Origin of the sequence: Synechococcus lacustris Maggiore-St4-Slac (assembly GCF_024345595.1) — a bacterium.
Taxonomy (GTDB): Bacteria; Cyanobacteriota; Cyanobacteriia; order PCC-6307; family Cyanobiaceae; genus Synechococcus_D; species Synechococcus_D lacustris.
In genome coordinates this window covers 59,503-73,652 of sequence record NZ_JAGQBK010000007.1, presented here as the reverse complement: position 1 = coordinate 73,652, position 14,150 = coordinate 59,503, and the positions used below count along the sequence as shown (strand labels likewise).

The 14,150-nt window shown below is 54.0% G+C and carries 13 protein-coding genes and 1 pseudogene; 5 read left to right on the top strand and 9 right to left on the bottom strand.

From position 1 onward, the window contains the following. Positions 1-60: 60 nt before the first annotated feature. Positions 61-294, top strand: coding sequence for a hypothetical protein (locus tag KBY68_RS07130; protein WP_255096509.1), 234 nt, complete (start codon positions 61-63; stop codon positions 292-294). Positions 295-419: 125 nt separating this feature from the next. Here the strand turns inward: KBY68_RS07130 and KBY68_RS12355 are convergent. The 4 genes and pseudogenes from KBY68_RS12355 to KBY68_RS07110 form a co-directional block, all read right to left on the bottom strand. Beyond that, positions 420-632 (bottom strand): annotated as a pseudogene (locus KBY68_RS12355) (hypothetical protein); the annotation flags it as partial. A gap of 58 nt (positions 633-690) precedes the next feature. Next, positions 691-2,436, bottom strand: coding sequence for a diflavin flavoprotein (locus KBY68_RS07120; RefSeq protein ID WP_106500962.1), 1,746 nt, complete (start codon positions 2,434-2,436; stop codon positions 691-693). After that, positions 2,436-4,157 carry a diflavin flavoprotein gene (locus KBY68_RS07115; protein ID WP_255096507.1) on the bottom strand — a complete coding sequence of 574 codons (1,722 nt, stop codon included), beginning with the start codon at positions 4,155-4,157 and terminating at the stop codon, positions 2,436-2,438. The genes KBY68_RS07120 and KBY68_RS07115 overlap by 1 nt, the downstream gene beginning before the upstream one ends. Positions 4,158-4,169: 12 nt before the next feature. Beyond that, a complete protein-coding gene (locus KBY68_RS07110) occupies positions 4,170-4,529 on the bottom strand; it encodes a hypothetical protein (RefSeq protein ID WP_255096506.1) in 360 nt (119 codons plus the stop codon). Positions 4,530-4,656: 127 nt separating this feature from the next. Here KBY68_RS07110 and KBY68_RS07105 point away from each other — a divergent pair, with 127 nt between their 5' ends. Then, on the top strand, positions 4,657-4,857 hold the full coding sequence (locus KBY68_RS07105; protein ID WP_106500825.1) for a type II toxin-antitoxin system VapB family antitoxin: 201 nt from the start codon (positions 4,657-4,659) through the stop codon (positions 4,855-4,857). Positions 4,858-4,860: 3 nt separating this feature from the next. Further along, positions 4,861-5,250, top strand: a complete 390-nt coding sequence (vapC, locus tag KBY68_RS07100; RefSeq protein WP_106500824.1) for a type II toxin-antitoxin system VapC family toxin — start codon at positions 4,861-4,863, stop codon at positions 5,248-5,250. 30 nt (positions 5,251-5,280) lie between these two features. On the opposite strand, the gene KBY68_RS07095 is transcribed toward vapC, so the two are convergent. From KBY68_RS07095 to KBY68_RS07080, 4 genes are read right to left on the bottom strand one after another with little or no spacing between them, the layout of a single operon-like run. Beyond that, positions 5,281-5,679 carry an Hsp20/alpha crystallin family protein gene (locus KBY68_RS07095; protein ID WP_255096505.1) on the bottom strand — a complete coding sequence of 133 codons (399 nt, stop codon included), beginning with the start codon at positions 5,677-5,679 and terminating at the stop codon, positions 5,281-5,283. 22 nt (positions 5,680-5,701) lie between these two features. Next, positions 5,702-6,262, bottom strand: coding sequence for an MEKHLA domain-containing protein (locus tag KBY68_RS07090; RefSeq protein WP_255096504.1), 561 nt, complete (start codon positions 6,260-6,262; stop codon positions 5,702-5,704). Further along, positions 6,259-7,122, bottom strand: coding sequence for an SWIM zinc finger family protein (locus tag KBY68_RS07085; protein WP_255096503.1), 864 nt, complete (start codon positions 7,120-7,122; stop codon positions 6,259-6,261). Before KBY68_RS07085 ends, KBY68_RS07090 begins: the two co-directional genes overlap by 4 nt. Positions 7,123-7,125: 3 nt before the next feature. Continuing rightward, positions 7,126-10,182, bottom strand: coding sequence for a DEAD/DEAH box helicase (locus KBY68_RS07080; RefSeq protein WP_255096502.1), 3,057 nt, complete (start codon positions 10,180-10,182; stop codon positions 7,126-7,128). A gap of 57 nt (positions 10,183-10,239) precedes the next feature. On the opposite strand from KBY68_RS07080, the gene alaS reads away from it, so the two are divergent. Together alaS and KBY68_RS07070 are read left to right on the top strand one after the other, a co-directional pair. After that, entirely contained in the window at positions 10,240-12,894 is a 2,655-nt protein-coding gene (gene alaS / locus KBY68_RS07075) for an alanine--tRNA ligase (protein WP_255096501.1), read from the top strand. A 27-nt stretch (positions 12,895-12,921) separates the two neighbouring features. Next, the gene (locus KBY68_RS07070; protein ID WP_255096500.1) at positions 12,922-13,335 is read left to right on the top strand and encodes a hypothetical protein; all 414 of its coding nucleotides are present in this window, start codon (positions 12,922-12,924) and stop codon (positions 13,333-13,335) included. On the opposite strand, the gene KBY68_RS07065 is transcribed toward KBY68_RS07070, so the two are convergent. Further along, positions 13,304-14,134 (bottom strand): SDR family NAD(P)-dependent oxidoreductase, encoded by an 831-nt coding sequence (locus KBY68_RS07065; RefSeq protein WP_255096499.1) that lies wholly within the window; start codon positions 14,132-14,134, stop codon positions 13,304-13,306. The genes KBY68_RS07070 and KBY68_RS07065 overlap by 32 nt on opposite strands. Positions 14,135-14,150 lie beyond the last annotated feature (16 nt).

The following is a 14,150-nucleotide window of genomic DNA, read 5'->3' as shown; positions in this document are numbered from 1 at the left end:
TCTGGTCCAACTGCGGTGGAAACCCCGCGGTTTTTCGCTCAACGCTGCTTGATGGGGATCATGGCCAGCAAATTTAGCGACACCAAAAACAGGGAAGCTTTAAACACAGAAGCTCTCCTGCCAAAGATCTTGGCGAATGGCGAAACCATAAATGTGGAAGGCACCAATGTGGTGAGGGTTCCATTTGGAGTGCGCAAGGCCAAGCGCCGGCGGCCCGAACGCCCTGAACATTGGGCAACCTTGGTTTTACCTATCCATAGCTGGGATCCAACGCCACCACCCCAAGCCGCTTAAGCGCAATATTTTTGTTGTTTCCCCGCCATTGCCTCTAGGCGCAATTGGCTGGGGCTAATGCCCCGTGAATCGGTTTGTTTAGGAAGTAGATCGAGCCGCGGCCGCCTATCCCTTCCCAACCGCGCTAGGCGCCAATCCACCAAGGCTTTCACATCAGAAATTGAACAGGCAGGTGCCCGAAAAGGCAACACATGCATTGGGCTGCGTTCAGGCCGCACCAGCCAACTCAAATCTGGTTGGGGTATTAATACAAAACCCCTGTATCTAACCGCTGGTTCTAGGGTTTTGCTGATCGGTTCGCCTGCTTGCACAACTAGAAATCCCTTTCTCAATGCCATTTGAACCCAACTTTCAGCTGTTGGCACGCTTTTTTGCTAAAGCCAGATAATTAAGCGGTTAGTAGTTGGCGCCACTGCGGCGGTGGTGCAGAGCTGTTAGTGCTGTTTCATCAAATAAGCCCCCCGCCGTTACTTGGGCATAGAGCACCCAGTGGTCGCCGCAATCCATCCTTTGTTGCACCGTGGCTTCCAGCCAAGCTAGGGCCTCCGGCAGCAGCGGCTGGCCGGCAGGGCTACTGCGCAATTCAAGCCCAGCAAAACGATCACTGCCGGGGCTGAAGGGTTGGAGAAATTGCTTCATCGTTGCCAATTCACGGCCTTCTGCCAGCACGTTTAAGGCAAAGCGATCGCCAATGTGTAGTAATGCCTCCACGGCGCGATCTCGAGCTACCGCCACACTGAAACCAGGCGGTTGAAAACTTGCCTGGCTCACCCAGCTGGCCACCATGGCGCCACTGAGGCTTTGCTCCCCTTCCCCTTTTTGGGCTGTGAGCACGCATAGGGAGCCGATCACCCGGCCTAGGGCTAAAACAGCCGGGTCGCTGCGGCTTTCACTGAGGCCACCAGAATTGCGTTTTTGTTGGCGTTTTTGTTGTTGTTGCAGTAGCCGCGCTAGGGCCATACCGGTTTCCTCGCAGCGTTTAAGCGTTGGTGGATCAGGGCTGAATTTCACCCGAATCGTTTCAAAAGCCTGTTGGAAGCCAGCATCAGTGAGCTTGCTTTCCAATAAATCCAAGGCTTCTCCACTCCAGCCAAAACTGCCAAATACCCCCACAGGTTTGCTGCGATCACCCTCAGCCAGCAAGGTGCCAAGGGCCGACACGATTGGTGTTGGCGCATGGCCCCCCAAGGTTGGCGATCCAATTAGAACGGCATCGCAATTTTTAATTCCAGCCAGCAGTTGGGGGGCTTCACTGAATTCACAATTGAGGCTGTTAACCCGCACACCTGTTTTTGCTATGCCTTGGGCGATGGCATCGGCAATCGCTGCGGTGTTGCCGTAGGCGCTGGCATACAACAGCGTTACAACAAGGCTGGCTTTGCGTTGGGCTTCCCCCCAGCGGCGGTAATCGGCAAGCAGGCTGCGCCAGCTATCAACAATGGCTGGACCATGGCCCGGGGCGATGCTGCGGATTGCTAATTCCTCCAGGCGATTCACCACCAGCTCCACCTGGTTTGCCATCGGTGCCATCAAACAGTCGTAGTAGTAGCGGCGATCTTCACTACTGCTTGTTGGGTTGGTTTCGGCGTAGCTCTCGGTGCAGAGATGGGCGCCAAAAAATCGTCCGCTCATCAGGAGGCCACTGGCGCCATGGAAAGCAGCTAAACCGCCGGGCCAACGGGGTGTTGGCAATGCCAACAGTTGCAACTCAAACCCATCAGCTAGGGGTAGTTGAAGTTCATGTTTAACTATCTCAATCGCTGGTAGTGGTGTTTGCTGCCAAAGCTCCTCTAGTAGCTTGGCGCCTGCATTAGATGCCACCAAATTGAATTGGGGCCAGATTTGCACTAATTGCTGCAGTAATGCCACCCGATTTGGATTCACATCACCCTGCACAACCGTTAATTTGCTTTGGGTTGGCACCAGTTGAGTGAGTGCCTGCAGAAATGGTTCAGCAAAAGCAGCACCTGGGGGATGCACCAACAGGGCTGAATTGCCAACACCTTGAAATAAAAAGCTGTTGTGACAGGTGCCACGCTCTAATCCATATTCCACCTCAAAGCGCAAGCGCCTAGGGCTTATGCCCCGCAGGCAAACCAAACCATCTTCCAGCGGTATCTGGATAACCCAACGATCAGCCATTAGTAGTGGTTCCCCACTTTGCGGTGATGGGTGGCGGTGAGGGCCTGTTGGTTAGCAACGTTGCCGTTGCGAACATGGGAGTAGATGAGCCAATGGTCGTTGCATTCAAGGCGCTGCTTCACTTCACAATCAAGGAAGGCCAGGGCTTCACTCAAAACCGGACCACCATCCGCTGCATTCTCAAGGGTGGCAACACCAGCAAAGCGATCGGCGCCGGGGGGGAAGCGCTTGAGGAAATGCCGCAATAGATTCTGGTGATTATCGGCAGCTAACACATTTAAAACAAACCTATCTCCCACCTGCATTAGCGCTTCGATGGCGCGATCTTTAGCTACTGCAACGGTGATACCAGGAGGATTAAAACTGGCCTGGCTCACCCAACTGGCCACCATGGCACCACTGCGTTCGGCTTGTTTCGCAGTTACCACATACAAGCCACCACTGAGGCGTCCGAGCGCTTTGTCCAGGTCGGCATCAAGGGCCTTCATGGCGGCGATTGCCTTATCACGCAGCAGCAATTGGCCCAGATCTGTGCCTGCTTCTTCGCAGAGTTGATAGGCGGCCGCATCAGGCACCGTGCGAATCCTTAGGGGTGCAAAGGCTTGAGCATGACCCAACTCCCGCAGTTGGCCGGCAATGGCATCTATGGGGTCGTCGTTGCCGCCATAGGCGTCGTATAAACCCACGGGTTGCTTGGCATTAAGGGCAGCTAACACGGTGCCCCAATTGTTTTGTAATTCACTATCCCTGTTGCTGGGGGGTGTGGGCAGCACTACTGCAGCCGCTTCCCCGATTAAGGCTGATAGCTCTTGGGCATCGGTGCCGCGTAGATCAACCAGTTGCACAGGCAATTCGGTTTTATTTATGCCGCGGGATATGGCTTGGCTGAGGCGATCACAGAAGCCATATGAACTCACGTAAACAACAGCGGCGTAGCGGTCGCCTTTACTGCGTTCACGGCTCCAATCGCCGTAGTCGGTTAGCCATAGCTTGAGATGATCGCGCAATAAAGGGCCATGGCCGGTGGCGATTAGCTTCAGCGGTGGCAGCGCCTCAATTCGTTTAAGGGCCTGCAATACACTGCGGGCATTGGGGCCCATCAGGCAGTCGTAGTAGAAGCGAAAGTCTGGAGCGATTGCACCAGGATCCAGATCAAAAATTTCATTGCTGCAGTAGTGCAAGCCAAAGGCATCACAGGTGTAAAGCACGGCGGTGCCGTGATCAAAACTGAAAATAGTGTCTGGCCAATGCAGATTCGGCGCACTGAGAAATTCAAGTTTGTGGTTGATACCACTGCTGCTATTAGTGCCAAGATCCAAGAAATCACCGCTTTTTACGGCGCGGCTGCGAAAGGGGCGATGCACCATGCTTTCGAGGTAATTGATCGCCACCTTGGAGGCAACAACTTCTAGTTCGGGGTTGAGATCTAATAGGTCTGCAACCAAACCGGAATGGTCTGGTTCTGTGTGGGAAATAACTAAGGTATCAATTTCAGTGGGATTAATTAAATCCGTTAAGGCCGGTAGCCATTGGTTACGAAATTTTGCGTGGCTTGAATCAATTAAGGCGGTGCGTTCACCCCTCAGCAAAAAAGCGTTGTAGGTGGTGCCATTGCGGAGGCCAAATTCAATGTCAAAACGGCTGCGATCCCAATCAAGCGACCGCAAGGTGGTGGTATCGGCGGCTATTTCAGCCTGCTGCAGGGTGAGCCGGGGCTCCATGGCAATTAATCACTAAACCAAGCCTAAGGCTGGGTTGATGCTGTTGTTGCGCAAGCTCAGCCCTGGGATAGATGCCACCAGGGCGCACACCTGATCGCGAAATTGCTGCAGGGTTTCATCGGTGCCCGGTTCCCCGTGCCATTGAAGGCGGGTTAAAAGTTCAAGGCCCCCTTGTTCTCGATCCGGCTGCAGGGTGGCATCAAGGCAAAGCAAACCTTCAATATCTGGGTGGCTGGCCCGCAGTGCTCCGTGCACTGCCCCGTTGTCGATAATCTCCACCCGGTGGCCCAAACGCATGAGGTCTTTACGCAGGGCGTTTAGCCAAATGCGTAAGCCTGGGGCGGTGGCTGTGCAAACGCGAACCAATTCCATCCCATACCGTGCATTGATTCTTAATGAGTCTTACCTGTTGCAGGCTTAAACAACTGTGCCCTAGGCCACCTTGGCCCATGTGTAGAAGCAGGCTATAATGTGTGTATGTTTTCGCGCGGCGTCAAAATTGCGAACAAACATTGTTATTGATGATCAGTTGATGGAGGAGGCCATGCTGGCGAGTGGTGCTAGCACAAAAAGAGAGGTTGTGGAGAAGGGTTTGCGTGCTCTTGTGCTGCTAAATCAGCAGCGTTTGATAAAAAATTTTCGCGGCCAATTGCCTTGGGATGCTGATCTGGAGCTAATGAGAATGGATCGATCAGATTAATAAATGATCGTTGTTGATTCCTCCGTGTGGATTGATTTTTTTAATGGAAAAAATACCCTTGAGGTGGAGCGTTTGGAATCTTGTTTGGGTGTTACGCCCATTGCCATTGGCGATTTAATCCTAGTGGAGGTTTTGCAAGGTTTTCGCAATAGCAAGGATATGGAGGTTGCCAGTGAAATATTTAGTTCCCTAGGCAGCATAGAAATGCTTGCTGATAATTGTAAATATAAAGCTGTGGAAAACTATCGATATTTGCGAAGCAAAGGAATCACCGTGCGTAAAACAATCGATGGAATTATTGCTACAGCATGTATTGAAACAAAACTGCCGTTGCTTTTTTCTGATCGTGATTTTTTGCCCTATGTGGAGCATCTCGGTTTGCTGGTGGCCTAAACCTAAATGCTCCACATGGGCCCTTTGGGTTTAGCCCTCAACCACAACACTTACGGCAGCATTTGATTCTGCTTTTGGTGCATTTATTTGCAATAAGCCATCTTTGTAGTTGGCTTTTAAGCTGTTGTGATTGATGCCGCGGGGGAAGCGAAAGCTGCGGCTCCAATTGCCGTAGCGAAACTCTCTCACCAGGGCTTGGGCTTCGGTTTCGTTTGCTGATTCGGGCGCCTTGCGTTCAGCGCTAATAACCAAGCTGCGCTCGGTTGCTTTCACATCGATTGATTCGCGATCAACACCGGGCAATTCCAGGGCGATTTGGTAGCTGTCGTTGGTTTCAATAACTTCAGCTGCGGGCACCCTTTCGGCTTGGGCTAATTGCTGCTCAAGTTTTTCGAAAAGATCAAAGGGAGTGGTGTGGCGGGTGAGCATGATTCGAATATCAATGAACGAATCAATCTTCGGCAATGGAAATGCTTCTGCGTAGTGGGGCAACCGTACTTTTTGGTTCGGCACTCCATACCAGATTCGGTTCTCCACACCACCACCAATCGCTAAAGCAAGCGGCCTGACCCCGATAGTGCTGTTCGGCATCAAACAAATTCCATAGCCTTGCACCTCTTATTTGAAAGCGTTTGCCTTGGCTATTAATACGCTCACCTGCATAACCATCAATGCAATTCTTTTCCCTTACTTGAGCGAGAAACTTTTCACGATCTAAGCGTTGCTGTTGGCTGGCGCTAAGCCGAGATGGCATACCCACCATCTCCTGCCAGCTGCGCTGAAAAAGACATAGGGCGGCACGATTGGCATAAATAAAACTTGGATCTTCAGCGCCGTTGTGGCATAGCACCACCTGGTCGAGCACAAATAACTCCTGGGCGGCAAGGCGGCTGCCTTGGGCCTTAATCAGGGGCCGGCCGAATAGTTTTTGATGGGATTGCAGGATCAAGCTCACCAGCCCCAGGGCTTGGGGGCTAAGCCATGGCGGATCCGCAGGCATTGTTAGCTTCATGGGCTGCCAGCGGCGGCTGCGGCCATCGCTTCAACCATGGCCAGTTGGGCTTTTTGGTTGCCGTGTTCTCGTAAACGCTCCAAAAACAATTGATTTGCCTGGGGGTGCAGTGGCTCCTCCGCTAAAGGCAGTTCACCTGCCTCCGCTAAGCCCGTACCCCCTTCGATTGCAGGGGTGATCACCACCAAATCAGGGTCTAATGGGGAGTTGTAGCTCCACCAGTTCGCTGGATCGGGGCCATTGTTAGAGCCAGCAGTTTGTTTTGCAGGGGCACTGCTGTTTTGCAATAGTAACCGCCGCCTTTCGGCTAGCTCCTGCAGTAATTGATTGCGACTGCGGCCGCGCAATTGAAACAACACAAAGGGATCTTCAGTGAAACGATCACCCATTAAATAATAAACAGCGCTTATATGTTTGCAGGGGTTTGCCTTGTCAGGGCAGCTGCATTCACTGCCAACTTCGTCTAATTTAAATGGAAATAACCTGCGGCCACTGGCGGCAAATGCCCGCTCAATATCCTGGGGCATGATCCCCGCCAGTAGTTGACAAGCCCAGCGCGCTTTTTGGCTGAGGGCCTCTAGAACAAATTCCCAATCCTCATCAGTTAACACATCAAGCCATAATTTCACCCTGTAGGGTTCTGCTTCGGTGCCTTGCACTTGGGCCTGCACCTTGCGACCCTCAAAACGTATGGAGAGCACATTCCCCTCCCGCGCATATATCCAAGCCCTTTCCAAACGCTTTTTATAGCGATAGGAATTAATTAATTCCATCCATTCCAAAACCCACCAGGGCTGCTGGCCTAAGCCATCGCTACCCAATTGGGTGGTGATCGAATTGTTTGAGCTATTGGCTGGCATTGTTTAATTATCCTCCAGGGCTACCAGATCTGCCAATTGGCTGAATTCAAGCCCCCCTAACCATTCCTCCCCGCTGCCAATAATATCAGCAGCAAGCTTTGCTTTTTCACGAATCATGCGATCTATTTTCTCTTCAATTGACCCGCTGGTAATAAATTTATGTACCAGCACCCTATTGATTTGACCAATTCGATAGGCGCGGTCGGTGGCCTGGTTTTCTACGGCCGGATTCCACCAGCGATCGATATGAAAAACATGGCTGGCACGGGTGAGATTTAAGCCCACCCCACCGGCTTTTAGCGATAGTAAAAATAGTTGCGGTCCGCGGGGATCCAGCTGGAAGCGATCCACCATTGCCTGGCGATCATTTTTACTGCTGCCCCCATGTAAAAAGGGCACTTCCTGGTGCCAGCGCTGCTGTAGATGGGCCTGTAAAAGGTGGCCCCATTCAGCAAATTGGGTAAATAGTAAGGCGCGATCACCTGCTTCTAATAACTCCTCAAGTAGTTCATCTAAACGTTGTAATTTGGCCGACCTGGCAGCAAATCCATCGCTAATTGATTCCTCCTTAAGGGCGAGGGCTGGGTGATTACAAATCTGCTTTAGGCGGGTTAGCAGGGCAAGCACCTGGCCATGTTTTTTGCCGAGTGGTGCCCTTTGAATCGCTTCTAAACTAGCGGCAACGGTTTTTGTATATAGCTGTTTTTGCTCTTGGCTAAGGCCAACCCATTCATTTAGCTCAAGTTTTTCTGGTAGGTCGCTAATTATTGATTTATCTGTTTTTAGGCGCCTTAAAATAAAGGGACCCACCCTAGCTTTGAGATCTTTTAACGACGAGCTATCGCCATAGCGCTCAATTGGTAATTTATAGCGTTGCCTAAAGAAATCCTCCTCCCCTAATACGAGCGGATTTAGATAATCCAGCAATGGCCACAATTCACTGGCCCGGTTTTCCACTGGGGTGCCGGTTAGGGCAATGCGAAAGCGACCCTGCCGCAGGGGCCGAGCAATTTGGCGGGCGGCTTGGCTTTGTTTTGAGGCGGAATTTTTAATCGCTTGGGCTTCATCGATCACCACCCCCTGCCAATCAACACTTTCCAGCAGGTTGCCGTCCCTTTGCAGCAAGCCATAGCTGGTGAGCATCAGATCTACCCCCTTAAGGCTTTTGGCTAGGGCAGCTTCGCTAGCAGCTCGTTTTGGCCCGTAGTGCTCCAGCACTTTCAGTTTTGGTGTGAATTGGGCCGCTTCCCGCAGCCAGTTGGTGAGCACTGAGGTGGGTGCCACCAACAACACCGGCCGGCGCAATTCTTTTTCTGTTTTTAGGTGTTGCAAAAAGGCCAGCAGTTGGATTGTTTTGCCAAGCCCCATGTCGTCTGCCAGGCAGGCGCCTTGGTTAAAGCGATGCAGAAAGGCAAGCCAGCCAAGGCCCCGTTCCTGATAGGGGCGCAGCTGGCCGTTAAAGCCCTCAGGGGCGGGGAGGGGGTCGGGGGCTTTTTGCTGATGGTATTGCTCTAAAACCGCCTGTAGCCGTGGTCCGGCTTGGAATTGATGAACGGGCAAGCGCTGCAGGCTTTCACCTTCTGTGGCAGTGAGCCTGAGGGCGTCATTGAGGCTGAGGGCTGGATTGATGGCGCAAAATTTTTCAGCATTGCGCAGGTCGCCAGGGCGTAATTCAAGCCAGGCCCCTTTGTGTTGCACCAGGGGGCTGCGTTTGGCCTGGAGCCGTTCCAGCTCTTTCAGGCTGATTGTTACGCCGCCGATCATCAGCTCCCACTGCCAATCCAGGCTTTCTCCCAGGCTGAAGCCCTTGGTGCCAGTTGGTAATTCAGCTGTAATTGCCAAACCAAGCCTGCTGGCAAGGCCGCCGCTGAGGCTTGGCGGTAACACCACCCCAACGCCCACATCCCGCAGGCGGTTAGTGGCTGTGCGCACCAGAACAAAGGCCTCGGCTGGGGCCAATTGCATTTGTTCAGGGGTGGCTTCCTCCAAACCCCTGGCCAGGGGTTCAAATGCCACCAGGGCCCTGCCCAAGCCCTCCAGCAATAATTCCGCCGGTTCTGGCACCAAAATCTCACCCAGCTGCAGGTTGCCTGCGCCTGCAGCCCACACCGCCGCTGCCGGTTTTTGCAGGCTGGGATCAGCCTCGGCCTGCAAGCCAAATTGCAATTGCCACAGTTCACTGCCCTCTGGTGGCACCTGCAGTTCCAGAAGGGCCCTGGCTGGTGCCATGCGTCCCGCCACTGTTTCGCGCCAATGGGCCGTTGCGGTGGCAAGCCTTTCCCCCTCTTCTGGGGGCAGTTCAAGGCTGGCTGTGGGGCTGGCTAGGGCCGCCTGCCAGGCGCTGAGCAGGGGGTTGAGCTTGCTGGAATCAATTGTTTGATCAGCGCGCAATTGGCCATCGAGCAGCACGGCGAGGATGGCTGCCACCTGCTGACGCGCCGCTGTTGGTTTTTGGCAGGCGATCGCCGTTGCTTCATGGCTGCTAGCGCTAAGAACCACCGCTGGCATGCGGTTGGCTAGATCCTCGAGGCGGCGGCGGTCGTCCTCATGGTTGAGCAGTGGTTCCCAGCGGGCTTCTGCTTTGCCGCCTTGCCCGTTTTGCACAACCGGCAGCCAGCGACCCCTTGCGATCAAGCTCAATACCCAGCGCTGCAGGTGGCTCCACCACAACAGTTCATCGCCAAGGCAGTGGTTGCTGCCGCTCGCCAGGGGTAATTTGCTAAGCCACGGGGCAGCTTTTGCTGCTGGCACCACAAGGGCCGCCACCCGCCAGGGCCACCACTCCAACTGCTTAGGTAAAACTTCACCAGCCATCAGCGGCAGGCCATTGCTGCGGGTGGGCAGGCTCAGCTGCAGTTCCTCGCCCCTAAATCCCTCCGGCAGGAGTTGCTGTTCGCCAAGCCAAGCTTTTAATTGGCCCTCATCAAGGGCGAGGGGGTGCTGTTGAACCTGCTGTAACTGGTGTAGTTGCAGTGGTTTTGCCACCTGCCAATCATCTGCCCAGAGGGCTAGGCATGGGTCAGCAGGTTTCTGCAGCCAAACGGCATGCAGCAGGCTCATGGCCTTAGCGGCATAGGGGGCTGCATCATGGCCTGATCAGGCTTAAGAAGCTTCACCATGGCAAGTATCCCCCGTAACGGCATTCCCCGTAGCGGAGCCGAAATCCGCGAAGCCTTCCTCGCTTTTTTTGAACAGCGGGGCCATAAACGGGTGCCCAGCGCCTCCCTGGTGCCGGAAGACCCCACGGTGCTGCTCACAATCGCCGGCATGTTGCCCTTTAAACCGGTGTTTTTGGGCCAGCAGCAGCGGCCGGCGCCGCGGGCCACCAGTTCCCAAAAATGCATTCGCACCAACGACATTGAAAACGTGGGCCGCACCGCACGGCACCAAACCTTTTTTGAAATGCTTGGCAATTTTTCTTTTGCTGATTACTTCAAGGAAGATGCAATCAAATGGGCTTGGCAGCTGAGCACCGAAGTATTTGGGCTTTCAGCAAACAACCTGGTGGTGAGTGTGTTCCGGGAAGACGACGAAGCCGCTGAGATTTGGCGCAGCAGCGTAGGCGTTAACCCCAAACGGATTATTCGCATGGATGAGGCCGATAACTTTTGGGCATCAGGCCCCACCGGTCCCTGTGGACCATGTTCTGAAATTTATTACGACTTCAAACCTGAACTGGGCGACAACAATATCGATTTAGAAGACGACTCGCGCTTTATCGAGTTCTACAACCTCGTGTTTATGCAATACAACCGCAATGCCGAGGGTGAACTCACACCGCTAGCTAATCGCAATATCGACACCGGCATGGGCCTAGAGCGCATGGCCCAGATCCTGCAGCAGGTGCCCAATAACTATGAAACCGACCTGATCTTCCCCCTAATTGAAACCGCTGCCGAGTTGGCGGGCCTGAACTACAGCAACCTCGATGCCAAAGCCAAAACCTCGCTAAAGGTGATCGGCGACCATTCCCGTGCAATTACCCAATTGATCTGCGATGGCGTAAGCGCCAGTAATTTAGGTCGCGGCTACATCCTCAGGCGACTGCTGCGGCGGGTGGTGCGCCACGGAAGGCTACTAGGAATAAACAAACCTTTTTTAACCACTATGGGTGAAGCGGCGATCGCCCTAATGGCTGAGGCCTACCCCCAATTGTTGGAGCGTCGCGAGGCGATTATTGGCGAACTGAGCCGGGAGGAGGAGCGGTTCCTCGAAACCCTCGAGCGGGGCGAGAAATTGATGGCGGAGGTGCTTGCCAGTGAGCCCAGCCAAATAACTGGTGAACAGGCATTTGAGCTCTACGACACCTATGGCTTCCCCCTGGAGCTAACGGAAGAGATCGCAGCGGAACAGGGTCTCAAGGTTGATCTAGCCGGCTTTGAAATGGCAATGGAGGCCCAACGCAAACGGGCCAAAGCTGCCGCGGTAAGCATTGATCTCACCCTCCAAGGGGCTATCGATCAGCTGGCCGCCGCCGCTATTGCTACCACCTTCACTGGTTATCAAAGCCTTGAGCGCTCTTCTGTTGTTTTAGCGCTTGTGGTGAACGGTGAACCAGCCCAGCAGGCCACCGCCGGCGATCGAGTGCAATTGCTGCTCGATGGCACCCCCTTTTATGGCGAAGGTGGCGGCCAAGTGGGTGATCGGGGTGTGCTGGTTGGCGCCGCCGGCAGCGATTTAAAAGTGAATATTGATGCTGTTAGCCGCAACCGCGGTGTATTTGTGCATAGCGGCACTGTTGAACGGGGTTGCCTTGCCGTAGCCGATGGCGTAGTTGCCCAGGTGGATCGCCTTAGCCGCAGCCGCGCCCAGGCAAATCACACTGCCACCCACCTGTTGCAGGCTGCCCTCAAGCAATTAGTGGATCCAAGCATTGCCCAGGCAGGGTCGCTGGTGGATTTTGAGCGGCTTCGCTTTGATTTCCATTCGCCCCGTGCCGTAACGCTTGAGGAGCTCGAGCAGATCGAGGTTTTGATCAATGGCTGGATCAGCGAGGCCCACCCTCTGGAGGTGGCCGAGATGGCGATCGAGCAGGCCAAGGCCGCTGGGGCGGTGGCGATGTTTGGTGAAAAGTATGGCGATCTAGTGCGGGTGGTGGATGTGCCGGGTGTGTCGATGGAGTTATGCGGCGGCACCCATGTGGCTAACACCGCTGAACTTGGTGCCTTCAAAATTATTGCTGAATCAGGCGTTGCCGCAGGCATCCGTCGGATTGAAGCGGTTGCTGGCTCTGCCCTTTTGCCCTACTTAAACCAGCGTGATGGGGTGGTGAAGGCCCTCGGCGAGCGTTTCAAGGTGCAACCCACTGAAATCCTGGAACGGGTTGCGCTTTTGCAGGAGGAATTAAAAGCCACTGGTAAGGCATTAGCTGCAGCCCGGGAGGAACTGGCATTAGTTAAAGCAGCGGCATTGCTGAACCAGGCCGAAACCGTGGGGGATTATCAAATTTTGGTGGCCCGCCTTGATGGCATTGGCGCTGATGGAATGCAAACCGCCGCGCAGCAACTACAGGAGCAGCTCGGGGATGGGGCAGCTGTTTTGCTTGCAGGGGTGCCTGAGCCAGCCAAGGTGACATTGGTGGTGGCCTTTGGCCCTGAGTTAATCAAACGTGGTTTACAGGCCGGCAAATTCGTGGGCGTTGTTGCAAAAGCTTGCGGCGGCGGCGGTGGCGGCCGGCCGAATTTGGCCCAGGCCGGCGGCAGGGATCCAGGGGCCCTGCCAGGCGCATTGGCTGCAGCCCGATTGGAATTATTGGAACTGTTATCGGCTTAATCTGGTTGCACAGCTGCAGTTTTTCCAATGCGTTGGTACCTGCCCCTTATCGGCCTAGCCCTGAGCTTGCAAACCTCCTTGGCATTTGCTGCGCCGGCTGCTGGATTATTAGCTCGCCTTAAATTGCCTTTACCCAAGCCAGCAGCTCCTTTATTTGCCGCCAATGGCCTTGGCCAAACGAGCCTAAATACCCAGCTCAGCGCGAGCCCAGAAGACTTACTAACAAAATTAAAAACTGAATTAACCGCCCAGGGCTACAAGGAACGCCAAATCAATACCGTGGTGGGTGCTTGGGGATTCAATTTAGTGATGGAACCCCCTGGTGGAACAAGCGTTGATGGCACCCCCGCCGATAAGGTTGCGTTGCTTGTGGCCCAAGCTGCAGCAATTGCTCCTGGCCGCTTAAATCTCAATCTGCGTTTTGAAGCATCTGGGCGCTAATTAGCCGATCCCAAATGCTTGTGGGTAGTAATTCACTGGCTAACACTGAAATTGCTTGATGGCCGCAGCGGTAGCGGGCGGCTGGTTTTGGTTTTGTTAAGGCATTTTCAATCGTTTGCGCCACCAGCAAAGGCGAGGAGGCGCCTTGATAAACCCTTTCCCAGCCGGCGCGCACATTGCGCATCATTTTGCCGTAGATGTTGCATTCCAATGCTTTTTGCATAGAAGGAAAAGCAATCTCACCAAAATTGGTAGCGATTAAACCGGGCTCCACGATCACCACCTGTAGCCCAAAACTTTTTAATTCCAGCCTTAGGGCATCACTAAGGGCTTCGAGGGCGAATTTGCTTGCGCCATACCAGCCGGAACCAGGTGTTACCCAACGCCCGGCAATGGAAGACACATTCACAATGCGGCCGCAGCCCCGTTGCCGCATGGCAGGCACCAACAGTTGGGTGAGCCCCATCAGGCCAAAAACATTCACCTCAAAAATTGCCCGGGCTCTCTCCAATTCCATTGTTTCTAGGGGGCCCACTTCGCCAAAGCCAGCGTTATTCACCAAAGCATCCAAGGCACCAACCCGGTTTGCTATTTGAGCTGCTAGATCACTGCGGGATTCAGCATTGCTGAGATCAAGCTCCAGGAGCTCCGCCCCCTGGGCCGCTAGGGGTGCCATTAGCTCTAAACGGCGCGCGGCGGCAAAAACTCGCCAACCCCGATCCAGCAGCAGGCTTGCGGTAGCAGCGCCAATTCCACTGGAGGCACCTGTAACTAAAACACTCGGTTTTGTTATCTGCATCAAAGCAACCTAATTT